Raw genomic sequence first — 24,631 nt, 5'->3', positions numbered from 1 at the left:
CTTTTGCCTTTTGCCTTGCTAAAATTTAGTAATTGAACCTAATCCTAATATGTTTCTAATTACGGTTTTGGGATTGCCGTAATAATTGATATTTCCTAAGCCAAATACACTAGCATTAAGCTTTTCAGTCGCATAAACATCTACTTGGAAAGCACCAAATAGGTCAACCTTAGCTTTTGTAGAGGAAAGATTTTTACCATTGACATCAACGGCTCCATATACCTTTAGATATAGCTCTTTGGTCTTGCCATATAGTTCAGTATTGCCGCTCCCATTTACCTTAATATTTAAGCGCTTATTATTGACATTGTAAACTTTCACATAATTAGCGCCATGGGTAGATAGTTGGTCGATAGTTTGGGTAGATGCTTTAATTTTTAAGATGGTTTTAGGAGAAATACTTTTTTCAGGATAAATGAATAGGGTATTATCTCTGACTTCTGTAATAATTAGGGGCAAGATATTATCATCACCGCTAATTTCAAGATTGGTAGTTTGCTGACTAACTAGTTCAATCTCATAACTACCACTAATGTCAATCGCAGTAAAAGGGCTAACTTTTCTGCTTTCCGTTTTCAAAACACTACTACCTTGAACAATCATGGTATTAAGCTGACTAACAACTGGTGCTTTAACTGAATCAAGCAAACTACTGTCTAACCCAATAACTGAGTTACAGACGTTTTCAGATGAATTGACCTGACTACCTTTAGCTGCAAGCCCCCTAAATCCCCATCTGTCAAAAAGCGAAGCATCCGCTAATTCCCCCCAGAATTGGGGGGTTAGGGGGGCGGGGGACTTTAACTCAATTTCCCCCCAGCGAGGGATTGCTCGCTGGGGGGCTAGGGGGGCGAAATTTGCTGTAAACCCACTAACAGCTAATGCTAGTAAAACAGGTATCTTAGATAACATTGTTTTTTTACCAACCTCCTTTTGCTTAACTTCAGCTACTCCTTAGCTACTCCTTAATTGCCAGGATTAATGTCCTTCCTTTGTAAGTCTTCAGCAGTCAGTAGTCAGCTATAGCGTTTATAGGATTTATGACGTACGCTTCTCAAGCTCAAAGTCCCCCTTATCAAGGGGGATTTAGGGGGATCCATTTGTACCTCATGGCATAGCGATGCAGCGCGGTCTTGGGGAGGCAGCGCGGTCTTGGGGGTCCCCCCGGAGACGAAACCTGATTACGTTGAGCCTTTATGGTTGGTCGGCTATGCAGAAAAGGGGTAAAACTTATTGATTAAGGCTCAACTGTCTTACGGTAACTTCTAACCATGAGCGACTGCCGTGGTTTCCCCCATGAGCGACTGCATCAAGACAGAGAATTGCTATATCAGCTATTAGCTGACCGCTGACCGCTGATAACTGACTGCTGACTGCTGACTGCTTACAGCTCATCTATCATTTTTTTGAATTTAACCAAGAAAGTCAAGCTGATCAAGGAGATTGTTTAGACCTAACTAAAGACCTTAAGTCTTCAACAATTACCTGGACATAAATTCTGTTAACTGTGTTTATAAACTTAACCTTACAAAAACCATTTAGGTTACCGGTTAACCGATCCAAAGTCCTCTTGTCTCAACAGTTAACTTTAATTGGGTCTGACTCCTGACATTAGCATATATAGCAATTCATTTAGGAATTGTGAAAATTTTTATTCCCTACTCCCTACTCCCTACTCCCTACTCCCTACTCCCTGTTCCCAGATCCGCTGTTCCCTATTCCCTGTTCCCCTTGCTATAGCTGATATAAAATCAATCATTTTTGGACGCAAGTCAACTATTTATTTCTATGTATTACGTTAAAAAAACTATCTTTAACTCTTAGTATTAGCCTGGTATAACCTCAAAAAAACATAGACAGAAGCTTCTGATTTAGGTCTAATCAATCCCTAATTACTATTGAATTTATTGTTCCAATATTTAAAAATGAAAATTACAGGACTAGACAAAACAAAGTCTAATCCTGGATCTAATCTAATCGCAGTTGACTTAAACTCACTGTAGTCAAGGAGTAAATCAAATGAGTAATATCAAAATATCTGAATTACGTTCTGCTGGCTCAGAGCTATTTTATGATTCCGAAAGCTTTCTCAATGAGCTAACTGATGAACAGGAAATAGATTCTGTGTTGGGGGGATTTCGTATACACCCATTCAGTAAACGAACAATTCCTTTCCCAATCAAAACTTTCCCAATCAAAACCTTCCCAATCCACCCCTTCCCAATCTGCTTCCCACGAACCATTCGTACCAGAAGACCAAGAAAAATTCACTAACATGGTGTTGGTAAATTAGGGTTACCTTAATGGGTGATTGTACCACATTTTCCCATTAATCCGACCTAATTAACCGACAAGCCTATAGGGTATCACCTGTCAGTTTATTGATAAACCCCCCAAACTTGCTTTTAGTTTAGGGGGTATTTCTTTTTATAGTTTATATCAGTGGTATAAGGGAATAGGGAACAGCGGATCTGGGAACAGGGAAAAGATAAGAGGTAACAGGGCAAAAATTATGTATACCTCATTAGCCATTAATCGTAGGGTGGGCAGTGCCTACCAACGCGCTTTGCAAGCTTCATTATCTGTCTGCTGCACTGCCCACCCTACATGAACTGACGGCTGATGGCTGAACGCGCACGCGTGAGCTTTTAGCTCACGGCTGACGGCTGACGGCTGACTGCTGACTGCTGACGGCTGACGGCTGACTGCTTACGAATTTTCTACAGGATTACTCTGGCTTTGCTCCTGTAACCAATTCTGAAATAGGAATTCTAAAATTGCCTCTCTAACTGATTCATTTAGTTCCGTCGGAAACCACTTCTCAACTCGGAGAATGTGATAGCCAAGTTTAGTTTGAATCGGTCCGATCACTTCCCCTTCTTTAGCGTCATAAATCGCTTTGGCAATGTCTTGGGAAAGTTCTACTAGAAAGCGAATCCCCACAAAACCGCCATTGTCTTGAGACTGTTTACCCTTCGAGTGTTCCAGTGCTAAAGCACAGAAAGAAGCGTTGTCATAGCGGAGTGCTTTAACTATTTTCAAAGCCTGGGCTAGGTCAAGCACAAGAATTTGAGATAGGGCTACTCGTTTATAGTTTTCGCGATTGCTAAGATAATCGCTATCGATAACTTCTCCAAACAGATGCTCTTTTAATTTTTTCGTCAACAGCTGGACTTTAATTCCTTCAGACCACTCTTCTACAGTAATCTTCTGCTGAGAAAACCAACTATTGGTTTCAGTAACCCCTAGCAACTTGTGCTCTACACGAAAAGCATCTCCAGCCGCTTGCCATTCCTGATCGGAAACTGTAATACTAAATTCCTCACACAGATCTAAAATCAAAGCATCTTGTTCAGCTAAACTAGCAATTTCAGCAAATTTCCTGGAACGGCGCAGGTAAGTAATAATATCTGCATCCGTTACTGGAGAAGTTTCTACTACTACCGTTTTTTCTAAGGTTTCTGTCGTTTGTGTCATGGTTTTTTGTGATTAATCAATGGTGTAGTGTAACAGTATAAATTATGTCAGCTATCAGCTATCAGCCGTCAGCTGTCAGCCGTCAGCTTAAAATAAACCTCAAAAGGGAAAATTTAATAGGCTGATTAGCTTTGTGGCACAGGCTAGAAGCCTGTGACATAACGGCTAACTATCTGTTTGATCCACTAACAACAGGTTCACGTTGGTAAATCAAGCGTTCAGCTGGGATTTCTTCGATGTTGATGCGGTTGCGATGTAAATCGCCATAGAGATTGAGATAGTCTAGTTCAGCTTGGGTTAGTTTGCCTTTCTGAATGCCTTTGATTGCTGCATCAACTTCTTCACGAGAGGTCCAACCTGCCAAGGCGACATCTACACAGTTCTGACTTAAAGAATAGCGATATAAATCTGGTACTGAAGGTATCCAGCAGTCTTCTGGTAGCTCTTCTGGGGGAGTCCAAAGAATACTCTGCATTCCAGCTGACTTAAACGTAACAATACCCGGTCGCTGGGGGTCTTCGGGAGCTAGATCCGCAAAGACCTTTTGCTGAGCAGTGCGGTGAGCAACATTATGGCGAACCATGACCACATCTAATAAAGGGCTATTTAGCCACTTTCGGGCAAGATCGTGGTCGTGGAATGACGCACCAATATAGCGCACAGCACCCATTTTTTTGAGACGTTCTGAGGTTTCAAATACTCGTTCTATGGTGCGCTGATACACTGTATTTGGACCGCGCAAATCGTTAGAAATATTCAAGCATTTCTCAAAATTATCCCCATTGTCAGCATCAATCCAACCCCAAAAAAATATATCAATGTAGTCAATTTCCAAGTCTACAAACTGATCGTATAGATAACTCAATATGGCATCGGGACTCCTGCTCATATAACTTACCGTTGCCAGAACTACCTGTTCTCGAACTGAGGAACCCCGTCCACACAGCTGGCGCAGCGCCCCAGCCATAGAACTGTAGAGATAGTGATGTAGATCGCTGGAGTAGAAGAAGTAGTTGATTCCTTGATCAAAGGCGTAGAGAGTATCCTCACTAGAAATGTGTCCCCCACCACCTAATCCCAGGCAGCTCACGGTTAAATCAGTGCGTCCTAGTTTGCGGTAAAAAGATAAATCTGACTTTGGGAATTTAACTCTAGCAGAAAGCGCTTCTTTAGCAGGGGATGGGGTGACGGTGCTGGTCAGATCAGTTAGCTTCATAACTCTAAGGGAGTATAGATGTCTTGAGATTTGGCATTTAGGTAGCACTGCTGCAATTCAATCTCCAACAAAGAGAACTGTTGGAGAATGGCTGCTATGCGAGCTTCTGGAGAATCGTCCCCTTTGTGGTGAGCTTCCAATAAGCCATTAGCAACAATTTGACAGCGGTTCATACCAAAACTTTCTTGGTCAGCAAATTTGTGGTCTGGTTCTTCCGCTAACCCCAATCCTGGCGCTAGGAATTTGGTGAACAGGGGTACTTCTGGCTTAAAATGGGATTGGTGTTGTGTATAAACCTTCTGAAGCACTAACCGCACTGCTTCATAGTAGTTTTTGTCAAAGTAGAGTACTCCTGAGTCGTAGCGGTTGTAATCCTCAGGATTATAGAGAACCTTAAAAGAGAATGGCACCGAGATTTGATTTAACTGTTGCGTCAGGCTACCCATTACCGCCACTGCACCTTCAGCGGTTAAGTTGAAGTAGATGCGGACAATTTCCCCTTCACTATCTGGATTCCCATAGTCATACATACCGAGATTACCGACTGCCATATAGAATCCGTTTTGTACCAGATTCGGAGGTAGCAACACCGCAACGTCGTCCCCAACAGCGGGAGATTGTGCTTCTGGTTGTAAATGCTCCTCCGGCTCGATATGTAGAGTTAAACCCCCCTTATTTACTGCCAGGGTGCCATCACTTTCTTGCCTTAGCACCAACCAATCCGGCTCAAAGTAGCCCTCACCAGTATTGCTTTCATCTAATCGTTGGTAAAATTTTAAATCTATCCCCAGGTAAGTATTGTTTTCTAAATTTTGGTGCAGTGTCAGGTCATCTGAATCGCCATTGAGGGCTAGATCATCTTTTAGAGAACCGTTGTAGTAAAGCCCGTAGAGAAAACTCCGCAGTTGCAAACTCAGATACTTTTTTTGCAAGTCTAAGGGCAATTGCCCAAAACGTTCTACTACCTCAGCTGGAAGTTCCAAGGGTTTGTAATCTCGATGGCGAATAGAGAAATTCGACTCCTGAATCTCAAGCTGCTTGACCATGTCTTCTAGGGCACTTCGCAGCTGTTCAGATACAGCATCTGGCAGTTGATTTGGTAGTGATTCAAGTAATTGCATGGTTTTGTGGTTTGAAAATTGTTATTTGTTATTGCAAAGGGAATAGGGAACAGCGGATCTGGGAACAGGGAGTAGGGAGTAGGGAGTAGGGAGTAGGGAGCGGTGCGACCCGTGGCGAATTTAATTACGGGTCAAGCGCACCGAGGGAGTCGGGAAAAAATCCTGTTTACTTCATTGCTATGAAAAATGCTATGACTCCCCATCTCCCCATCTCCCCATCTCCCCATCTCCCCATCTCCCCATCTCCCCACACTATTCCCTGTTCCCAGATCCGCTGTTCCCTACTTTGACTTTAAACTTGGTGCAAGATCTGATTAAGACCAATCAATTCTGATTCTGAGATACCAAAAACTGTTTGGATGGATGCTTCTGGACGGCATAATAAGCTCTTGGCTACTTGAAGCATACAGATCCCTGTATTGCCAAAGGATTTCTGGTACTCAATTATTGACTGGATGGTTTGAATCAAGGCTAGACCAGAAAATTGCATCACCCGCTGCAAAAAATTAGGGTAGCGCTCTAAAATTTCAGGAAAGCGATCGCAATAAGTCCGAATCAGGGCAGCTATGGAAGGTTGGATCTGTTCCAGGGGAGTCATCGCTAGATTCAATGCTTCTTCGATATCAATCGACTTACTCACCGCTAGACTACTTAGCCAAATGGTCAGGTAACTGGTGATAATTGAGCCTAAATCAAAGGCTGGGTCTCCCCAACTAGAGCGCTCCCAGTCAATCAGTCTAAGTCGAACGATGCCATCTGACTCTGGGGCTGACGTTGCTTGCTCCCAATCGTTGGGTAACAGGATATTGTTCAACTTCAGGTCATTGTGAACCAGACAACAAGCATCAAAACTATTACTCAGTTTAGCGATCGCTTTTCCGAGGCTATCGTAGCGCTGATACAGGGCAAAGAATTTCAGACCATCTGCGGGTACTTGACTAAATATTTCTGGACCAATTCGTTCCAAATCCTTGGTCAGATTCTGAGCATGATCCGGGGATGGATCTGCTGATTGTTCCGAGAAAAAGTCCTGATAGTCCTGACCATCTAACGTTGCACGATGAATACTAGCTACCATCGCTCCAATTGAGCTAGCGATCGCATTGGGAAAGAGATTCTCTTTACCGTAGAACTCGGTTAGGTCTTGATAGTCACTCAGGTAGTTAAAAACAATAATCGAATTATCTGGATCGAAATGGAGGACTTCAGGTAGCCAAGACCCCAGGTGACTCACCTCTGAGAATTGTCGTAAAAACTCTTGAGAGCGCCATTCCTTCAAAAACTCACCTACGGTTTCACCGTCTTGGTCGTAAGGCTCTTGTTTAACTAGGAGCTTACGACCTTCTGGCAAGGTCAGGAGCAGATTAAAGTTCTTGGCAGGCTTGGGTTCAATTTTACCCAGATCTTTTTCCTGTTGATTACAAATTCCCTGCTCAATCAGGTACTCGAAAACATTTTTAGAACTTAATAAAAATGCCATAGTTTTTTGAAACTAAAAAAATTAACAAAAAAAATAATGACTTACGGCTGATAGCACCTCAATTAGAGTGGCACAGGCTTCTAGCCTGTGATATAGCCCATTAGCTTAATGCTTTACCATCATTAATTATTAATCTTTATTTATTCAGAACAAAAAGTCAATAGGATTACCTTGATTTTTTGGACATAAGGTCTTGATTAAAGTCTTATAGTTGGGGATTTTTGCAAATACTCAATCGGAGCCAAAAGGACTCCGACTAAGCTGAGATATTGCACCATTTTCCATCAGCCCTACAGGCCGCCGGTAGTTTTAACAACCGACTAACCGATAAAGTCCATTAAAATAGATATATCCCCCCTAACCCCCCTTAAAAAAGGGGGGAAACTGAAATCATAATGTGGCCACCATTGATTCCTAGGTCAGAGGACTTGATTGATCAGCCAGGGATTTAAACCCTGGCTGACTACTGACATTACTGCAAAATATCAGTTACAACCGACTTCGTAAAGAGCCAAATACCTTGACTTACGGAACTTAGTGCTTACGAGGGCGGCGTCCCCGACGCTTATTGATAATCGTAGTGTTAATGATCGTAGTGTTAATGACAGTATTGAATATGGTATTTACAGTGTTTACGTTACCACCCCGGCTCCGTTTGCTCCGGCGTCCTCCTCCTAAAACCATGTCCATTTCCTGACCATCGCTTAGCTCATTGAGGAAGCTTTCGGAATCTTGGAATAGCTCTGAACCAGCAGGACGCAGTTCAGCGATTTTAATACTAGACATTTGGGTTTTTCCTTAATTTCAGATGTTAGTTATTGAGTTAGCCTCCAACTATTCATGACTAGTAAGCTTGCTAACTTCTTAATTTCATAATCGTACCTAAAAAAGTAAAAGTCAATAGTTTTGCTAGTTGTTTTTGGACTTTAAACGAGCCTTGAGTAGACATAAAACAATCTTTTTACTCTAGTGAATAAGACATAAATTATTGGGTTAATTCTTGAGTTATAGACATAAATAAATAACTTTTATCTTTAGTTTAAATAAGACCTAATAAAGTTACTTATGTCTTATTTAAACTAAATTTAATATTTTTACAGACATAATTAAAAGATGTATGGCTAGAATAAAAATTGATGAATTATTTCAAAATTAGTAGTCTGTCAATTTAGTTTTGAGGGTTAGGCCAAGGTGTTAGGTATTAGGTATAGTGCCTAGTGCCTCATCCAACTAACCATTGGGTTTCACTTTCAACAGGACTTAGGCAATGCCCCCTAAATCCCCCAATTCTGGGGGACTTTGACATTATTACCCCCCAATATTGGGGGGTTAGGGGGGCAAAACCAACTAAACTTCGTAAGTCCTATTCACATGAAGTAAAATTCAGCAGGATATTATGCAAAGCTTGATTACTATTGACCAGGAAGCTCTTTTTGAGCATGCCAGGCTCTCTTGCCAAATTCCTACCTTACTTGAGGGCATCGTTACTTGCAAGATTATTGAGTCAGCAGCAGCAGAGGCTGGCATTCAAGTGGAGCCGGAAGAACTCCAACAGGCAGCAGACGACTTCCGTCTCGTCACCGAACTTCATAACACTGACGAAACGTGGTCATGGCTGCAACAACATCATCTATCTCTTGATGATTTTGAAGCATTGATTTACACCAACACCATCGCTGACAAGGTCGCTCAACATCTGTTTAACGATCAAGTTGAGTCTTTTTTTTATGAGCACCAGCTTGATTATGCCGGAGTCGTCATGTACCAAGTGGTTTTGGAAGACGAAGACCTAGGGTGGGAACTCTTTTATTCCTTCAAGGAAGGGGAAATCAGTTTCCATGAGATTGCTCGCCAACATATTCAGGACGTGTCACTGCGCCGCTCTGGGGGATATCGAGGAATACTACAGCGCCAACAACTCAAGCCAGAGATTGCGGCGGCCGTCTTTGCTGCTACTCCGCCCCAGATTCTCCAACCCATTGTGACCTCATCTGGAGTACACCTGATTTTGGTTGAGGAAATCATTCAACCGCAATTGGATGAGCAGTTGCACTCTGAGATTCTTTCAAACTTGTTTTCTGACTGGCTAAAGGAACAACTGGAACAGATGGAAATTGTTGCCCACTTATAACGGGAGCATCGATATAAACGCCATAATGGCTGTTTTTTCTGGTCACAGAGCTTCATAATTACGATGTCTTCAATAAAACTTTACCGATACTTCTTGAAAAATTCACAAAGTTTTATCAGTATAGGGTGTAGATACTAATTTAGCTGTCATATGGTTGTAACTTACGTTCAACACGGTGCTCCAGAAAAGAGGGATTTAGAAGCAGGTCAGTTTTTGACTCCGGATCAACGACAATTGCTGCTAGAAAGCCTAAAAACCAATTTACGCCCAGAATACCGTCGTCGGATTGAGATTATGTTGCTGGCAGATCAAGGTCAGTCTCAGGCTCAAATTTGTACAGCATTACACTGCTCTCAAGAAACCGCACGGTATTGGATTTGCCAAGTCCAAACGGGTAACATGCACAATTGGAATGCTTTGCCAATTGGCCGACCTAAGACTATTAATGACCAATACCTTGAACGTTTGAAAGAGCTGGTGAGTCATAGTCCCCGTGAGTATGGCTATTCATTTCACTCTTGGACAGCCCATTGGTTGAACAAGCATCTGACCCGAGAGTTTGGCATTGAAGTCAGCGATCGCCATATCAACCGTCTGCTGAAAAAAATGGGACTTTCCACCCGCAATAAATCCTCCAAGGCCAAGAATACCAAGAATCCTTCTGAAACTGAGGGTTGTGGCATTGTTGTTCGCAACTTGTCTTCTGCCTCATTAACTGAATCTTTGAAATTGTGGCCATTCAATCCACAAAAAATCAGCAGCTGGTATAGCTAGTACAGCTAGTACAAAATTGTGGCAATAACTGAGTAGCTAATAGTTGGTTATCAAGAGTTAAATTCTAGTCCTTTGGACAACTAATAAGACAACTCATAACGGGTAATAAAATTACTGAAAAATTACTGATAACTGACACTTGTGCAGCAGGGCAAAAACAGATTATTTCTTGCAATCATTAGGAAGTTAGGATTGTAAATTCAATCCTAATCAGAGCTAATTCAGTAATATCTTACAAGTAGATTTTAGTCAGTCAAAACTTACGGGATGGCATCAACACATTACATGTAGCATTTCGAGGTGAATTATTTTAAGACTACATGTAGTGTAGGGGCACGGTGAACTAAATCGAGAATTGAACGTAGAGCAGATGTAGAGCAACGTAAGCATTCAGCGGTCAGCGGTCAGCGGTCAGTGGTCAGTGGTCAGCGGTCAGTGGTCAGTGGTCAGCGGTCAGCTTCTTGTATTAAAAAGCTGTTTCCGTAGCTTGGCCAATAGCTGTTCGCGTAGCTTGCGCTAATCGCTGTTCGCTGATACGCGACACGCTGATAGCTGAATGCTTACAGAGCAACTGTGCATGAATACCGTGTTACAAATAGCGATATTTTTATTACTGAATCAAAGCTCTAGGAATGTTTTGATTGATTGGAGTAAACTCCATGGTTCAGGATTCATCATCTCAAGGTGCTTTCAAGCAATATTTTGCTCAACAACTTGCCCAGACCCTGGGACAAGCACTCCCTCAACAAGAACTCGACCGCTGCTTCAAAGGTATTAAAATTCTGGAACCAAGGGCAGGTAAGGGATTCTGGCAAGCAGGTAATGGAAATGTTGGCCTTTACATCGTTATGGCTGGCAAAGTCAGGCTCCTTGATCACAACAATAACTTACTAGCTTCCTTAGAAGCATCCAGCACCTTCGGCGAGCTGACGTTGTTTCCAGAAGAATCGTTTCAGCCTTACACTGCCAGAGCTTCTGTCAAGCTCAAGGTTTGCTATCTTGCTGGTGAGTTGTTGCAGCCCTTGCTCCGTAAGTATCCCACCATCCGGGATCACCTGCATAGACAAGCAGTATTGCGGGATCTATTCTTATTGTGTCGTCGCAATGGTTTTTTCGAGAATCTACCCCGAGAAGGGTTACTTAAAACGCTATCGCTATTAAAACCCTATACTCTGGAAGTCGGCACACTCCCAGATTCTCTACTAACCAATCAAAGACTTTGGCTGCTCCGACACGGAGAGCTACTCCATGCTTCTGGCAAAAGCCTCAATGCGGGCAGCATCTACACTCCCTCCCAGTTAAGGGAGGGAAACTCTTGGCAGGTGAGGATGCCAACTCAGCTATATAGTCTCAGCAATGGTGATAGCAAAATTGCCCTACTCCACTTGCCACAACTTACTGAGCTGATTGAGTCTGATCCTACCCCATCGGCTAACGAGCAATCTATGCCACCATTGGCTAATACCTTGTCAGCTGTCGCACCTGCTCAACCGTCTCCAGAGCGAAAACCAAAACGCAAGACCCGTCAAGTTTACTTTCCTAACCCCACAGTCAAAGTCAGCCATTGGTGGCAGCAAGTTACTCAAAGCTATCCGTTCTTTGCCCAACAGAGTTCCTCAGATTGTGGTGCTGCTTGTTTAGTGATGATCGGTCGCTACTGGGGTAGGCGTTTCAGCGTTAATCGTTTGCGGGATGTTGCCAATGTTGACCGCAATGGCACATCACTACGAGGTCTAGCAGCAGCAGCAGAAAGCATCGGCTTTTCTACCCGACCGGTCAAAGCTAGTCTCGACCGATTGGCACAAGAGAAACTGCCCGCTATTGCCCATTGGGAGGGCAGACACTACATCGTGGTCTATAAAGTGACTCGCGATCGCGTAATTGTAGGAGACCCTGCCATTGGTCAAAAAACCTTCAACCATTCCGATTTCAAAGCAAATTGGACTGGCTATGCCCTTCTGTTGCAACCGACAGCAATGCTGAAGGAAGCCAAGGAGGCGAGTGTTGCGTTCTGGCAGTTCTTTGAATTAATGAAACCTCACGGGCTGGTGCTTTTTGAGGTATTGATCGCATCTATCTTAGTTCAGATCTTCGGACTAGTTACACCTCTATTCACACAGCTATTGTTAGACCGGGTCATAGTGCAAGGTAGTACCCTGACCTTAAACGCTGTTGGCTTAGGCTTGCTGCTGTTTGGCTTATTCCAAATTGCCATGACTGGCTTGCGGCAATATTTGCTAGACCACACCGCTAACAAAGTTGATCTGGCGCTTATTGTCGGGTTTATTCGCCATACCTTCCGATTACCCTTAAACTTCTTTGAATCCCGTTTTGTCGGTGACATTGTCTCCCGAGTCCAGGAAAACGAAAAAATTCAAAGCTTCCTCACTGGCGAAGCTATATCAATCTTGCTCGACTTACTCACTGTTTTTATCTACGTGAGTCTGATGTTTTGGTACAGCTGGAAATTAGCAGCCCTAGTATTATTAATTGTCCCGCCATTTTTCCTGCTGGCATTAATAGCCACGCCCTTCTTGCGCCGGATTTCCCGAGAAATCTTCGATGCTTTAGTGAATCAAGAAAGCTATCTGATCGAAACCCTGACCGGGATTAACACAATTAAATCCATGGCAGTTGAACAAACAGTGCGCTGGCATTGGGAGGAACTCCTGAATAAGTCTATCAAAACTAGCTTTTCTGGGCAAATCATCAGTAACCAATTACAAATATTCAGTAACACTATCGAAACTGTTGCTACTACTACTCTGCTTTGGTACGGAGCGTGGCTGGTGATTCAAAACCAACTCACCATCGGTCAATTAGTCGCCTTTGATATGTTGCTAAATAATGTGATTGACCCCTTCCAGCGAATAACGGTGTTGTGGAATGAATTGCAGGAAGTGCTGATTGCCGTGGAACGGATCAATGATGTGCTGGATGCGGAACCAGAAGAAGATTTGCAGCAGCAATCTCGTCAATCGTTACCAGAACTGAGGGGTCACATTCGGTTTGAGCAAGTTACCTTTCGTTATCACCCTCAAAGCGATATTAATGTACTCGAAAATCTCAGTTTTGAGGTAAAACCAGGGCAAATGGTAGCCCTAGTCGGTCGCAGTGGTTCAGGGAAAACCACCATTTCCAAATTAGTTTTGGGGCTTTATATCCCCACAGATGGCAAAGTGTTAATTGATGGTCAAGACATCACCAGTCTTTCCCTGCGCTCATTGCGGGAGCAAATTGGTGTAGTTAACCAAGATACATTTCTGTTTGGCAAAACCATTCGGGAAAACATTGCCATGGGTGATCCCTTAGCAACCCTAGAAGAAATTATGGAAGCAGCGCGACAGGCTGGTGCAGATGAGTTTATTAAACAGCTACCCATGGGTTATGAGACTCAAATTGGTGAGGGGGGTGGTATGTTATCTGGTGGTCAACGTCAGCGCCTAGCGATCGCCCGTGCTTTGGTAGGGAATCCCCGCTTGTTGATTTTAGATGAAGCTACCAGCAACCTAGATGCTGAATCCGAGCGCATCATTCAAACTAACTTCAACTCAATTTTAAAAAATCGAACCACCTTAGTTATTGCTCATCGCCTCTCTACCGTGCGCCAAGCTGATGTAATTCTAGTACTTGATCGAGGAATCTTGGTCGAAAGTGGTAACCACGAAACATTGATGGCTAAGCGTGGTCACTACTTCTATCTCAATCAGCAACAACTGACCGTTACTGTTGGTGATTGAAATCCTAATTAAAGGGAATAGGGAATCGGGAACAGGGAACAGCGGATCTGGGAACAGGGAATCGGGAATCGGGAATCGGGAATCGGGAACAGGGAAAAAATGCTGTGTACTTCATAGTTATGAAAAACGCTTTATCATTCTTGATTGATAGTAAAAATAAACTCACAAAAACAAATATAAACTTAAAAATTTATCAGATATTTATGTAAAAAAATATCATAACAGTGCAAGGATATAAAACGTTTTTAATAGTAATAATTTACACATATTTTTTCCCCTACTCCCTACTCCCTACTCCCGATTCCCTACTCCCTACTCCCTACTCCCTACTCCCTACTTCCTACTCCCTACTCCCTACTCCCTACTCCCTACTCCCTACTCCCTATTCCCTGTTCCCTTTTTTAAAAATGCTATAGCAATTACCAATTGTGGATTATGCCATACGACCCTAACTCAGGCTTTCCTAACCCAAGCTTTCCTAACTCAGGCTTTCCTAAAAAGCCAAACGATGACCATATAAATAGCAATAGTTTAGTAACCAATCCACCGGACTCCTTTAACACTAATCAGACACCACCACCAAGCCAATCAATCTCATCACAATCAGCATCACAATCAGCCTCATCACAATCTCTCGGTGATGACTGGTCTGAAGTCACCCATGACTTGCTCAATACCTTGCCACGACCGTGGACTAGGGGATTGCTCTATCTGTTAGTGATCTGTGCCGGGACCCTTTTACCTTGGTCAATGCTCTCCAAGGTAGATGAGACCGGGAGTGCCAGAGGGCGGATTGAGCCTAAGGGGAAAACCATTAGGTTGGATGCACCAGTTTCTGGAACGGTGGCTGCCCTGAAAGTGAAAGAGGGGGAGATCGTCAAGGCAGGACAGATTTTACTGGAGTTAGAATCAGATTTAGTTCGTGCTGAGCTTGAGCAGTTGCATCAAAGACAGACAGGTCAACACAATCGGCTGGCGCAGTTGGACATACTCAAGAATCAATTGATGCTGGGGCTGCATACCCAACAGCAACAGAACCAAGCTCAAGAATTGGAAAAACAGGTTCAAGTGGAGCAGGCAAAGTATAATCTAGATTCTCTCAATAATATCCATAATTTACAAAAAGATGAAAAACTGGCCCAAATCAATCAAGTTAAGCAATCGATTGAGTCGAGTCAAGCAACGTATAAATTAGCATTAATTCGGTTATCAGCTGCCCAGGAAAGACTCCCACGCTACAAACAAGCCTTTGAGCAAGGTGTCATTTCACAAGACCGCTTCATTGAAGCAGAACAGCTGGTAAAAGAAAACTATCAAAGCGTTATGCAAGCCCAGTCCGATATTTTGCAAGCCAAGTCTCGCCTCAAAGAGCAGCAAGGCAGCTACGAGCGGATTATTCATGAAGCTAAGGCTGATATTCAGCAAGCTGAACTTCGCCTCAAAGAACAGAAACGTAGCTATCAGAGTCTAGTGCAAGGGAGTAAACTGGCGATGCTAAAAATTGAGGAACAGCTGAAAAATTTGGAAACAGAAATTACTACCCTGCAAGCAGAAATTGCCCAGGCTAAAACCCAGATTAAATCCTTGGAATTTCAGTTAGAGCAACGAGTACTCAAGGCTCCTGCTACTGGCACAGTTTTTCATTTGCCCATCCAAGGCGCTGGAGATGTTGTCCAACCGGGAGAGGTAATTGTAGAGATTGCACCAGAGAATTCATCCCTAGTACTGCGAGCGCAAATAGCGACTACAGAGAGTGGGTCTTTACAGGTAGGAATGCCAGTGAAGATGAAGTTTGATGCCTATCCCTTCCAAAACTATGGAGTCTTGAAAGGTAACTTGAGTTGGATTTCCCCAGACTCAAAGATGACAGAAACCAACCAAGGCAAGCTAGAAAGTTTTGAACTGGAAATCGAGTTAGACAAGCCCTATATCGAAGCCCGAGACAAAAAGATTACCTTAACTCCAGGTCAGACTGCAACAGCAGAGGTGATTGTCCGGCAGCGTCGTGTTATTGATTTCGTTCTCGATCCATTTAAAAAGTTGCAAAAAAGTGGTTTAGAGCTTTGATATAAATTTTGGTTAATCATTAGTAATTAGCGATTAATCATTTATTAGCTGAATGCTTACGATTCAGATATCGATAGTTTTGTCAAATTTGTTAAGATATTAATTGACTCGCTATAATGATGATAATCTAGACTAATATAGCGTTTATAGTACTCATGAGGTACACATTTTTTTTCCTATTCCCTATTCCCTATTCCCTATTCCCTATTCCCTGCTCCCTGCTCCCTGCTCCCTGCTCCCTAAAAACCATAAATTTGTACCTCACAAGTTGTAGACTTGCTATAAGTACCACCTACTTATTGTACCCTAGCCGCCATGTCTTTGACTCAAGAATTAAAAACTCCAACAGAAATTGCAACAACTGTACCGGAAGATGTTATATTTCCCCCTAGGGATTTACTCAGTGACGAACCACCTTTGGAAACTGATCTACATCGACTACAAATGACCCTACTCATCCAATGCCTAGAGTGGTTGTGGGATGAGCGTGATGATTTCTATGTCTCGGGAAATCTGACTATTTATTACAGTCCTCGACAACGTAAGTCTGAAGAATTTCGTGGGCCTGACTTTTTTGTGGTGCTGGGAACTGAGCGCAAACCTCGGAACAGTTGGGTAGTGTGGCAAGAAGAGGGGAAGTATCCGAATGTGATTGTAGAAATTATTTCCCCTACCACGGCAGATACGGACCGAGGATTAAAGAAACAAATCTACCAGGATACATTCCGTACTCCCGACTATTTCTGGTTTGACCCCAACACCCTGGAATTGAAGGGCTTCCACTTGGTAGATGGTTGTTATCTCGAACTTGAGCCTAATCAAGAAGGTTGGTTGTGGAGTCAACAGTTGGCACTATATTTGGGAATTTATGAATTAAAATTACGTTGGTTTACCGCAGAAGGACAACTAGTTCCCACTCCTACTGAAGCAGCCGAACAAGAATGTCAGCAAAAGGAACAAGCTCAGGAGCAATTAGCTCAAATGGAGTCATTATTAGCTCGTTATCGAGAACAGTTTGGTGATTTGCCTCAGTGATATACTAGAATTTATCATATCTATGAGGTACACATGATTTTTTACCTGTTCCCAGATCCGCTTTTACCTACTCTCTACTACCTACTCCCTAAAACCCATAATTTTGTACCTCACCCAATTGATAACTGCTATATTTGTAATGAATGTAACTCTGTATAGGTTCCATCTTTTTCCAGCAGTTGAGGGTGATTGCCAACTTCTACAATATGCCCTCGTTCCATAACTACAATCCGGTCAGCTTTCCGAATCGTTGATAGGCGATGAGCTACCACAAACGTTGTGCGGTTTTCCATCAAATGTTCCAAAGCTTCCTGAATCAAAGCTTCCGAAGCAGTATCTAGAGACGATGTTGCTTCATCGAGAACTAACACCCGTGGATTACGAATTAAAGCACGAGCAATAGCTAGTCGTTGCCGTTGACCACCAGAAAGTTTTGCCCCATTTTCCCCAATTAGAGTATCAAGCCCCGAGGGCAATTCCTGAATAAATTCTAAGGCATTGGCATCCTTAATCGCCTTGATTAACTGTTCTTCATCCAATTGTTCACTGCCGTACACAATATTCTCTCGCACCGTACCTTCAAATAAGATAGTCTCCTGGGAAACCACTGACAGGAATTTCCGATAGGTCTGTAGGTCGAGGCTACTCATATCTGTACCATCTAGTAAAACTCTTCCGGTCGTGGGAGCCATGAAACCAATAATCAGGCTTAATAAGGTAGATTTTCCGGCTCCGGATGGTCCGACGATGGCAATGGTTTCCCCAGGATTGACCTGTAGACAAAAGTCTTGAATAGCAAACTGTTCCGTATCGGGATACTTATAACTAACGGACTCAAAGGTGAATTCACCACGCACCTGTTGCAGAGCTATTTTACCAGGATTGCGCTCTAGGTCAGGACACTCGATAATTTCACCCACTGAGCGAATGGATTCAAACCCTTTGCCAATCTGTGGCAATACCGCTAATATTTGCACTATCGAGTTAGTCAGGGAATCAAAATAACCAGTGAGTAACACTACATCTCCCACTGTGATTGACCATTGTTTGGTATAGACTAACCAGGCTGAGGTGATCAAGCAAACCAGACTGAATAAGCGTAGGGTTACCCAAGAAGAGGCATCGGTAATCGCGTTAATCGAGTCAAGTCGCACCGCTGCCTGTTTGACCGTCACTAGCTTGCCATCAATCCGTTCCATCTCAGTCTGTTGAGCACCATGAGCTCGTGTGACTGGGATTAGCTGAATCATCTCGATTAAGCTAGCTGCCATTTCTTCGAGTTGTTGTCTCAAAGCAGAATTGCGATCGCGAATCGGTCGTCTGAGTACCGAGATCAGAATCACAGCCGCTGGGACAGTTCCCAGGAAGAACAGCAGGAACCAAGGAGCACGAATAGCAGTAGCGACAATTGCTACTAAGATAGTTAGCACAGCAGAAGGAACAAACTGGAACAGGGTTGTTGCCAACCCTTGAATTTGTTCCACATCCCGCAAGAGTTTGGTTTGTAGTGCTCCCTTGCTGTTATTTTTGTAGAACCCAATGGAAAGCAGTTGCAGCTGCTGGGTGATTAGTGAGCGCAGATTCGACTCCATGTTGCGAGTCGCGAGACTCATAAACCGGATGTGTAAGTAATGGGTGGGGATATTTTGCAGTATAGAAATCCCTAAGATAGCCCCATTAATCCATAACTCCGACAGTGGGTGAGTGCTTGGGTTGGAAATAATATCAATCACATTAGCAATCACCAATGGTCTGATCCATTCCGGACTGTGTTTGATCACATAAACCGCCATCGACAGTCCGATTTTACCTAGGTCTTGGCGGTAGAGATAAAGTAGTGTCCGGAAGGGGTACTCACTCCGATACTCCTGAGGAGTTGACTCCTTCGGTAGATTAGATGCTGCCGTAACACTTTCCACGGATAATGCTTTCATGTCCCCAGTCCCTATGTCTCCTCTAACTGGTACTGTCTTGACACATGGACTGTAAAGAAACAGACAAGGAATTGTCGATTCTTATAAAGAAACAAAAAATATTTTTTTTATCAAAACTATGTCTTTTTTAAGTCTTTATCGTCGCCATAACGGTAGTTATAAACATGTATTGATTGCCTAATCAAACCCTAAGCATTTTATTTATAAAAAACTAATTTTTGTATGTTTTTTAAAATCTAAATTTTACTATAGCATTCGAAGCAAAGCTTAGGAGATATTTCTTTTACTTGCTCCCTACTCCCTGCTCCCTGCTCCCTGCTCCCTTTACACTAGAATAGTATGTCCTAAACTATACTTCCATTGCTATAAAAAGTTACTTATTTAAGACCCCAATAATTTGGGGTCACTACCTATTTATCACTACCATTTATTCAGCATCAGTATCAACACCCGCACCCCTACCGCTAGTCTCAATTACGGGATAGTAATTTTTAGGTTTATCACCCACGGTAAGCCCACCATGAAGCATGGCTTGCATTTCTGAACCAAAGAAAGTATAGGGAAATTTTAATTCTGGAGTACTTACCTGATTAAGACGCATTACATGCTCCTCGCTCAGGGTAAAATCTAATGCCTGTAGATTATCCTGAAGCTGATGGGGTTTAGTCGCACCAATAATCACCGAAGCAATACCAGGTTGGTTAGCCGCCCAATTTACTGCTACTTGAGCCATACTGCGTCCTACCTCTGTTGCCACAGCTTCTAACTCTGCCACAATTTTCCAATTGCGATCGCTAAACTTTTGAAAGGCTGGATTAATTGACTCTTTCATCGCTTCTAAGCGACCTTCACCCATGCCACCATCTTCACTAGGGCGATATTTCCCACTGAGTAAACCACTAGCAAGGGGACTCCACACCATAATTCCCATACCGTGTTCTGTACCAAAAGGGACAAACTCATTTTCAATATTCCGTTCTACCAGGGAATATTCTAATTGCAGCGTGGATAACGTTTCATAGCCTCTCAACTCCGCAATAGTTTGCGCACGAGAAGCATACCAAGCAGGAACATCAGAAAGACCAATATAACGCACCTTACCAGAGCGAACTAGATCATCTAGGGTACGCATCACCTCTGCAGCGCTCGTAATTCTATCCCAGGTATGTAATATATAGAGATCAATATAGTCAGTATTTAAACGCTTGAGCGACCCTTCCACTGCACGCATAATATTTTTACGTCCATTGCCCCCAGCATTAGGATTGCCAGGTTCTCCGTTGTAGGAAAATTTGGTAGCAATCACCATCAAGTCCCGCAAATTACGCTCAGCAATAAACTCTCCTAACCAAGTTTCACTCGTCCCATTGGTATAAAGGTCGGCGGTATCAATAAAGTTACCACCTGCTTCAACATAATCATCAAATAGGGTTTTGGCGGTTGTACGGTCTGCTCCCCAGCCCCACTCAGTACCAAAAGTCATTGTTCCAAGAGCTAGGCGACTGACGCGCAATCCAGAACGACCAAGGGTGTAATAGTTATTCACAGACATAATAAATATTGCCTTCGGACTATTGTGGTAAGGGTTATCGCTCAAGGGGAGCAAGGCTGATAATTGAACCCAGAAAAAAAGGATTTTTCCAGACTCGACCCATCCTTCCCCTTTGAGTATTCCAATAGCTAGCGCTGTAAACTTCTGGGATCGAGAGCATCCCGCAACCCATCCCCAAGTAAATTAAATGCCAACACCGTCAGAATAATCAGCAGTGCTGGGGGCCAAATCAACCAAGGCTGTAGCACGATGATTGAGGCATTGGTTGCCAAAGACAACAAATTTCCCCAGGACGGGTCCGGTTGCTGAATTCCCAACCCAATCAAACTCAGTACTGACTCGGCCACAATGAAACCAGGAACTGCCAGGGTTGCTGATATAATCACATAGGAAGCTGTCTGGGGCAGAACGTGGCGTACAATGATATAAAAGGGATTCGCCCCCATAGTTTTGGCAGCTTGGACAAATTCCCGCTCCTTAATCGATAACACCTGTCCTCGAATCACTCGTGCTAAGCCAGACCAGCTAATAAACGAGGTAATCAAAACAATTAACAAAAACCGTTGGGCACTAGTTAGACCAGGTGGTAGCACAGCAGCTAAGGCGACGAGTAGGTAAATACCAGGAATAGTCATCAAAACTTCTACCAGACGCATGATGATCCCATCTACCCAACCGCCGAAATAGCCGGAAATTCCCCCAATGATTAGACCAAGGGGAAAGGAGATTGCAATTCCGACTAGACCAATACTAAGACTAATCCGACCCCCATACACCAAGCGACTAAACTGATCACGAGCTTGCTCATCGGTACCTAATAGATTAATCTTACCCTCACCCACCGTACCGAACAGGTGACGGTTGAAGGGAATCGCTCCAAACAACTTATACTCCCGACCTGGAACAAATAGACCAACTGGCGACGGCTTCTGCCAGTCTACATTTAGTTTGCGATCGCCTGTCTCTAAATCCGTTGGTCCTTGGGTTGTGGGATAGACATGGGGACCAATAAACTGTTTGGTTTGCTGGTTACGCCAGTAGATCTTGGTAGGTGGTAGCAGGGAACCATCTGGCTGAGACACATAAGGATCATAGGGAGCAACAACATCTGCTGCAATGACAATTAGATAAAACGTCAATAGTAGCAATGCCCCAAAACGGGCGAGAGGGTTCTTGGTAAGTTTTTGCCACCAGTTCATAGGATTCTGACTCCGAAAGGGCGAAAAGCACCTCGCGTTTACTTAGTATAGGTCTTAAAAGCATGGATATTAGTATGGGCGTCCGTGCATTAGCTATGTGCAAGCCCATACCCCATACTAATAAGATGGTATCGAAATCTGGTGCAACCATCCTTGAGCCAACACCCTTGACCCAACACCGTTCACCCTGAAGCCTTCAGCTTTAATAGCTTCTGGTTATCTAGCGCTTATCATATTAATGAGGTACACAGGATTTTTTCCCTATTCCCTATTCCCTATTCCCTGTTCCCTAAAACCCGGGCTTAAAGTACCTCAACAGATTGGTAAATGCTAGACATTAACCTTTTGTGTCATTTTCACCATTCCATTTTGATTGTGTGAGTGTTCAACCACAAACACATTGGAGAAGAGATTAGCCGTAATTTGTTTACCTTCCTGAGTTAAGGATAGGTAACGTAAGGCATCCTGAATATAAGGATATACCCCATTCCAGTAAAACTTAGAGTAGCCTTCCCGCAGATCTCCAGGATGGCGGTATCCAATGGCTTTGTTAAATCCAGTTTCTTCAAACTCATAGAACAAAGCAGTAGTTTTTTTGAGATAGCGTGGGTCACTCAGTTGACCAATCAAGTCAGAGGCGCGAATCAATCCAGGATAGTTACCTGTATCTTGATGATCCCCTTGCTTCGGCACAGGGAAACGAGTCAGTTCAATGTTGCGCTTGATAAACTCGGCATCAATCAGGTTGTGACCACCAAAGCGCTCATCAATAAATAATTTTGCCCGATCGACATGATAAGGAGTCAGAGCAGCATCGGTAGACCCTTGGGGTAAATGAACCATCTCCCCATTTTGACCAGTAGCGTAGAGTCGTTCATTTTCTCGGTCTTGGCGACATACTCCTTTAACATAGCCAATATCATGACATGCCAAAGAAATGATAAAGTGTAACCAATTATCAGGAGTGACACCACCTTCCCGGATATGTTTGCCTCGCAAAATCTCCTGTCCGACGAGGGTAACTAGAATGGAGTGTTCCACATCGTGATAGAGCGCATCACTGTTGGCAATATTTTCCATCGCCATGCTGCCAGCCCAAGCAATTATATCTTCGTTGTCAGGGTTGAGTCCCCCGTAAGTTCGGCGGTAGCCTTCTCGGAGTCTTATAACAAAGGCGTTAATTAAAATTTCAGTGGTGTTAAACATGATTTTTGATTGACTTAAATGCTAAGACTTATTCCAGTATTCCCATGACACTGGCTTAGTTTTACTAGTTTGGTAGAATTGAATTTTTGGTAGTTTAACCTTTTGTATCGGTCGCTTAGGGTTAACACCTCAGATCTAAACTCTCAGATCTAAACTGGGTAATCCTTGGGCGCTATATCAGCAGCAATGGGGAACGCTTATATTTGTATACAGCTTACCAAAAAGCTAAGCTGAAAGCCCCGAGGAGATCCTGTCGAGGTAATTAACCTTAATAAAAATCTGCCCCATCTCCCTCTCAATCTTCTTTATGATAGGTATTTAAGGGGACTTCATTTAGCAATTTTCAATCGGGTCAAGTACCTGACCCAATTAAGAAGTGCTACAATACCAATGATAGTTAAATAATAGTTAAATATTAGTTAAAGGATTGCGGGTGTAATTCAGTGGTAGAATGTCAGCTTCCCAAGCTGGACGTCGTCGGTTCGAGTCCGATCACCCGCTTGTTGGATCCATGCTAACCAGCATCCCCTGGTGAATAAATCACACCAGGTGTGTGGTCATGATTAATTTCAACCACCAAGTCTACTAGATTTGGGCTTCTAGTCAGGGGTGTAATGAATAATTCTGGATGGAGAGCTTTCCAAAAATAGTTGACAAAATCTCTAATTTGTTTATCTCCCATCCCGGACTTACCCTGAGCAATCATCTGTTTCTCTGCCTGTAGTCGCCATTGCTGACTGAGGCGGTAGTCAGTAGGGTAGAGTACCATCAATCGGTCTAATCGTTCCCAGAGGGGTACATAAAGCCTCAGTTGCTGATTCATATCCTGAGCAAACTCTCGGTCTTCCAGGGTCTGAATCGGTTCTGGAAGGGAGCCATCAAACACCTCTGGCTCAATGGGTCGAACCCCAACAAACCACCCTTCAAACAAGACAATATCAATACTTTCGACCACCTCTGGAGTGATTCGGTCTCCAGCCCCCCCAAAAGCTGACTTATCAAACCGAGGCACGAGGATTTCTGGGGTAGAGGAAGGGGATCGTAATTGGTCTAATAGCTGTAAACCCAGCTCAACATCATGAGTTCCAGGGGGACCACGCCAGATCAGCCTGCGGTCTTGTTCTTGAAGCTGTTGTCGCTCCTTGTAGGTTTTGTAGAGGTCATCGATAGACAGGCTGAGAGTGCGTTCGCCTAGCTTGTGGAGAATCACACTTAAGACTGCGGCTAGAGTAGTTTTCCCGGTGCCCTGCCCTCCTAATATGCCTTGAATCAAAGGACGTCCCAGCTGTTTACGACAGGATACCAACGCCATGGCTAAAGGAAGCCAGAGGTTCCAAAGGGATAAGAGAGTCTTTTGCTGTGTTTCAGGAGTAGTTTCAAAATACGGTAGAGCGAGAATATCTGGGTAGACTATCTCAAACAAATGCGATCGCGTTTGGATTACCTGTTCACCATTATCCTCTGTGATGCCAAACGCCTTTGCCTTTAGGTGATCAGCCAGTTCAAAAGCCAACAGTTGCTGAGATTCAAGGGGATTTGGTGTTTGTCCTGATACCCACTGCTCGATAATTTGACCAACGCTCTTGGTGTGACTTATCATTTATCCCTTGTCGGTCAGTAGTTGCATGGGATATCTCCCTTCTAAGGATTCAGCAGTGATCGTGATTACGAACTGATTACGAACTGATTAATAACTGAT

20 protein-coding genes and 1 tRNA gene are annotated in these 24,631 nt (G+C 43.4%); 9 read left to right on the top strand and 12 right to left on the bottom strand.

The genetic code is table 11. The features are described from left to right. Positions 1-18: 18 nt before the first annotated feature. Positions 19-648: a head GIN domain-containing protein gene (locus BJP34_RS33360; protein ID WP_158517621.1), complete on the bottom strand. Its 630-nt coding sequence runs from the start codon at positions 646-648 to the stop codon at positions 19-21. Positions 649-1,230: 582 nt separating this feature from the next. Beyond that, positions 1,231-1,395 carry a hypothetical protein gene (locus BJP34_RS45140; RefSeq protein ID WP_158517620.1) on the bottom strand — a complete coding sequence of 55 codons (165 nt, stop codon included), beginning with the start codon at positions 1,393-1,395 and terminating at the stop codon, positions 1,231-1,233. Between the two features lie 624 nt (positions 1,396-2,019). On the opposite strand from BJP34_RS45140, the gene BJP34_RS38070 reads away from it, so the two are divergent. Further along, positions 2,020-2,274 carry a hypothetical protein gene (locus tag BJP34_RS38070; RefSeq protein WP_083305482.1) on the top strand — a complete coding sequence of 85 codons (255 nt, stop codon included), beginning with the start codon at positions 2,020-2,022 and terminating at the stop codon, positions 2,272-2,274. Between the two features lie 435 nt (positions 2,275-2,709). On the opposite strand, the gene BJP34_RS33350 is transcribed toward BJP34_RS38070, so the two are convergent. The 5 genes from BJP34_RS33350 to BJP34_RS33330 form a co-directional block, all read right to left on the bottom strand. Then, on the bottom strand, positions 2,710-3,477 hold the full coding sequence (locus BJP34_RS33350; RefSeq protein ID WP_070396038.1) for a peptidylprolyl isomerase: 768 nt from the start codon (positions 3,475-3,477) through the stop codon (positions 2,710-2,712). A 169-nt stretch (positions 3,478-3,646) separates the two neighbouring features. Then, the gene (locus BJP34_RS33345; RefSeq protein ID WP_070396037.1) at positions 3,647-4,693 is read right to left on the bottom strand and encodes an aldo/keto reductase; all 1,047 of its coding nucleotides are present in this window, start codon (positions 4,691-4,693) and stop codon (positions 3,647-3,649) included. Then, positions 4,690-5,814 (bottom strand): T3SS effector HopA1 family protein, encoded by a 1,125-nt coding sequence (locus BJP34_RS33340; protein ID WP_070396036.1) that lies wholly within the window; start codon positions 5,812-5,814, stop codon positions 4,690-4,692. Before BJP34_RS33340 ends, BJP34_RS33345 begins: the two co-directional genes overlap by 4 nt. Positions 5,815-6,106: 292 nt before the next feature. After that, positions 6,107-7,294, bottom strand: a complete 1,188-nt coding sequence (locus tag BJP34_RS33335; protein WP_070396035.1) for a phosphotransferase family protein — start codon at positions 7,292-7,294, stop codon at positions 6,107-6,109. 534 nt (positions 7,295-7,828) lie between these two features. Next, a complete protein-coding gene (locus BJP34_RS33330) occupies positions 7,829-8,080 on the bottom strand; it encodes a hypothetical protein (protein ID WP_070396034.1) in 252 nt (83 codons plus the stop codon). A 610-nt stretch (positions 8,081-8,690) separates the two neighbouring features. Between BJP34_RS33330 and BJP34_RS33325 the strand changes: the two genes are divergently transcribed. The 7 genes from BJP34_RS33325 to BJP34_RS33305 all read left to right on the top strand — a co-directional run bounded on the left by BJP34_RS33325 (position 8,691) and on the right by BJP34_RS33305 (position 17,041). After that, a complete protein-coding gene (locus BJP34_RS33325; protein ID WP_070396033.1) occupies positions 8,691-9,425 on the top strand; it encodes a peptidylprolyl isomerase in 735 nt (244 codons plus the stop codon). A 150-nt stretch (positions 9,426-9,575) separates the two neighbouring features. Then, a complete protein-coding gene (locus tag BJP34_RS33320) occupies positions 9,576-10,199 on the top strand; it encodes a helix-turn-helix domain-containing protein (protein ID WP_070396032.1) in 624 nt (207 codons plus the stop codon). Between the two features lie 659 nt (positions 10,200-10,858). Continuing rightward, positions 10,859-13,939 (top strand): peptidase domain-containing ABC transporter, encoded by a 3,081-nt coding sequence (locus tag BJP34_RS33315; RefSeq protein ID WP_070396031.1) that lies wholly within the window; start codon positions 10,859-10,861, stop codon positions 13,937-13,939. A gap of 224 nt (positions 13,940-14,163) precedes the next feature. After that, complete coding sequence (locus BJP34_RS41650) at positions 14,164-14,355, top strand: hypothetical protein (RefSeq protein ID WP_149031317.1); 192 nt, start codon at positions 14,164-14,166, stop codon at positions 14,353-14,355. Between the two features lie 19 nt (positions 14,356-14,374). Then, positions 14,375-16,006, top strand: coding sequence for an HlyD family efflux transporter periplasmic adaptor subunit (locus tag BJP34_RS33310; protein WP_083305481.1), 1,632 nt, complete (start codon positions 14,375-14,377; stop codon positions 16,004-16,006). Between the two features lie 155 nt (positions 16,007-16,161). Then, positions 16,162-16,398: a hypothetical protein gene (locus tag BJP34_RS41645; RefSeq protein ID WP_149031316.1), complete on the top strand. Its 237-nt coding sequence runs from the start codon at positions 16,162-16,164 to the stop codon at positions 16,396-16,398. Beyond that, positions 16,322-17,041: a Uma2 family endonuclease gene (locus tag BJP34_RS33305; RefSeq protein ID WP_070396030.1), complete on the top strand. Its 720-nt coding sequence runs from the start codon at positions 16,322-16,324 to the stop codon at positions 17,039-17,041. The genes BJP34_RS41645 and BJP34_RS33305 overlap by 77 nt, the downstream gene beginning before the upstream one ends. 128 nt (positions 17,042-17,169) lie before the next feature. Here the strand turns inward: BJP34_RS33305 and BJP34_RS33300 are convergent, their stop codons facing one another. The 4 genes from BJP34_RS33300 to BJP34_RS33285 all read right to left on the bottom strand — a co-directional run bounded on the left by BJP34_RS33300 (position 17,170) and on the right by BJP34_RS33285 (position 22,932). Continuing rightward, positions 17,170-18,975, bottom strand: coding sequence for an ABC transporter ATP-binding protein (locus BJP34_RS33300; RefSeq protein WP_070396029.1), 1,806 nt, complete (start codon positions 18,973-18,975; stop codon positions 17,170-17,172). 427 nt (positions 18,976-19,402) lie between these two features. Then, entirely contained in the window at positions 19,403-20,527 is a 1,125-nt protein-coding gene (locus BJP34_RS33295; RefSeq protein ID WP_070396028.1) for an aldo/keto reductase, read from the bottom strand. Positions 20,528-20,655: 128 nt separating this feature from the next. Continuing rightward, on the bottom strand, positions 20,656-21,726 hold the full coding sequence (locus BJP34_RS33290) for an ABC transporter permease (protein WP_070396027.1): 1,071 nt from the start codon (positions 21,724-21,726) through the stop codon (positions 20,656-20,658). A 330-nt stretch (positions 21,727-22,056) separates the two neighbouring features. Continuing rightward, positions 22,057-22,932 carry an Npun_R2479 family HD domain-containing metalloprotein gene (locus BJP34_RS33285; protein ID WP_070396026.1) on the bottom strand — a complete coding sequence of 292 codons (876 nt, stop codon included), beginning with the start codon at positions 22,930-22,932 and terminating at the stop codon, positions 22,057-22,059. 429 nt (positions 22,933-23,361) lie between these two features. Here BJP34_RS33285 and BJP34_RS33280 point away from each other — a divergent pair. Continuing rightward, positions 23,362-23,433 (top strand) — tRNA-Gly (locus BJP34_RS33280). Between the two features lie 13 nt (positions 23,434-23,446). Here BJP34_RS33280 and BJP34_RS33275 read toward each other — a convergent pair. Continuing rightward, positions 23,447-24,532, bottom strand: coding sequence for a glycerate kinase (locus BJP34_RS33275; protein ID WP_070396025.1), 1,086 nt, complete (start codon positions 24,530-24,532; stop codon positions 23,447-23,449). Positions 24,533-24,631 lie beyond the last annotated feature (99 nt).

The sequence above is a fragment of the Moorena producens PAL-8-15-08-1 genome, from assembly GCF_001767235.1.
Classification (GTDB): Bacteria; Cyanobacteriota; Cyanobacteriia; order Cyanobacteriales; family Coleofasciculaceae; genus Moorena; species Moorena producens_A.
The sequence above is the reverse complement of the archived record's forward strand: the minus strand, read 5'-3'. Positions and strand labels throughout refer to the sequence as shown.

Coding starts and splice junctions, on each gene's coding strand:
- BJP34_RS33275 (WP_070396025.1), bottom strand. CDS start 24,532: ATGATAAGTCACACCAAGAGCGTTGGTCAAATTATCGAGCAGTGGGTA.
- BJP34_RS33350 (WP_070396038.1), bottom strand. CDS start 3,477: ATGACACAAACGACAGAAACCTTAGAAAAAACGGTAGTAGTAGAAACT.
- BJP34_RS33330 (WP_070396034.1), bottom strand. CDS start 8,080: ATGTCTAGTATTAAAATCGCTGAACTGCGTCCTGCTGGTTCAGAGCTA.
- BJP34_RS33335 (WP_070396035.1), bottom strand. CDS start 7,294: ATGGCATTTTTATTAAGTTCTAAAAATGTTTTCGAGTACCTGATTGAG.
- BJP34_RS33340 (WP_070396036.1), bottom strand. CDS start 5,814: ATGCAATTACTTGAATCACTACCAAATCAACTGCCAGATGCTGTATCT.
- BJP34_RS41645 (WP_149031316.1), top strand. CDS start 16,162: ATGAGGTACACATTTTTTTTCCTATTCCCTATTCCCTATTCCCTATTC.
- BJP34_RS45140 (WP_158517620.1), bottom strand. CDS start 1,395: ATGAGCTGTAAGCAGTCAGCAGTCAGCAGTCAGTTATCAGCGGTCAGC.
- BJP34_RS33310 (WP_083305481.1), top strand. CDS start 14,375: ATGCCATACGACCCTAACTCAGGCTTTCCTAACCCAAGCTTTCCTAAC.
- BJP34_RS33345 (WP_070396037.1), bottom strand. CDS start 4,693: ATGAAGCTAACTGATCTGACCAGCACCGTCACCCCATCCCCTGCTAAA.
- BJP34_RS33295 (WP_070396028.1), bottom strand. CDS start 20,527: ATGTCTGTGAATAACTATTACACCCTTGGTCGTTCTGGATTGCGCGTC.
- BJP34_RS33315 (WP_070396031.1), top strand. CDS start 10,859: ATGGTTCAGGATTCATCATCTCAAGGTGCTTTCAAGCAATATTTTGCT.
- BJP34_RS33300 (WP_070396029.1), bottom strand. CDS start 18,975: ATGAAAGCATTATCCGTGGAAAGTGTTACGGCAGCATCTAATCTACCG.
- BJP34_RS33305 (WP_070396030.1), top strand. CDS start 16,322: ATGTCTTTGACTCAAGAATTAAAAACTCCAACAGAAATTGCAACAACT.
- BJP34_RS33285 (WP_070396026.1), bottom strand. CDS start 22,932: ATGTTTAACACCACTGAAATTTTAATTAACGCCTTTGTTATAAGACTC.
- BJP34_RS33290 (WP_070396027.1), bottom strand. CDS start 21,726: ATGAACTGGTGGCAAAAACTTACCAAGAACCCTCTCGCCCGTTTTGGG.
- BJP34_RS33320 (WP_070396032.1), top strand. CDS start 9,576: ATGGTTGTAACTTACGTTCAACACGGTGCTCCAGAAAAGAGGGATTTA.
- BJP34_RS33325 (WP_070396033.1), top strand. CDS start 8,691: ATGCAAAGCTTGATTACTATTGACCAGGAAGCTCTTTTTGAGCATGCC.
- BJP34_RS38070 (WP_083305482.1), top strand. CDS start 2,020: ATGAGTAATATCAAAATATCTGAATTACGTTCTGCTGGCTCAGAGCTA.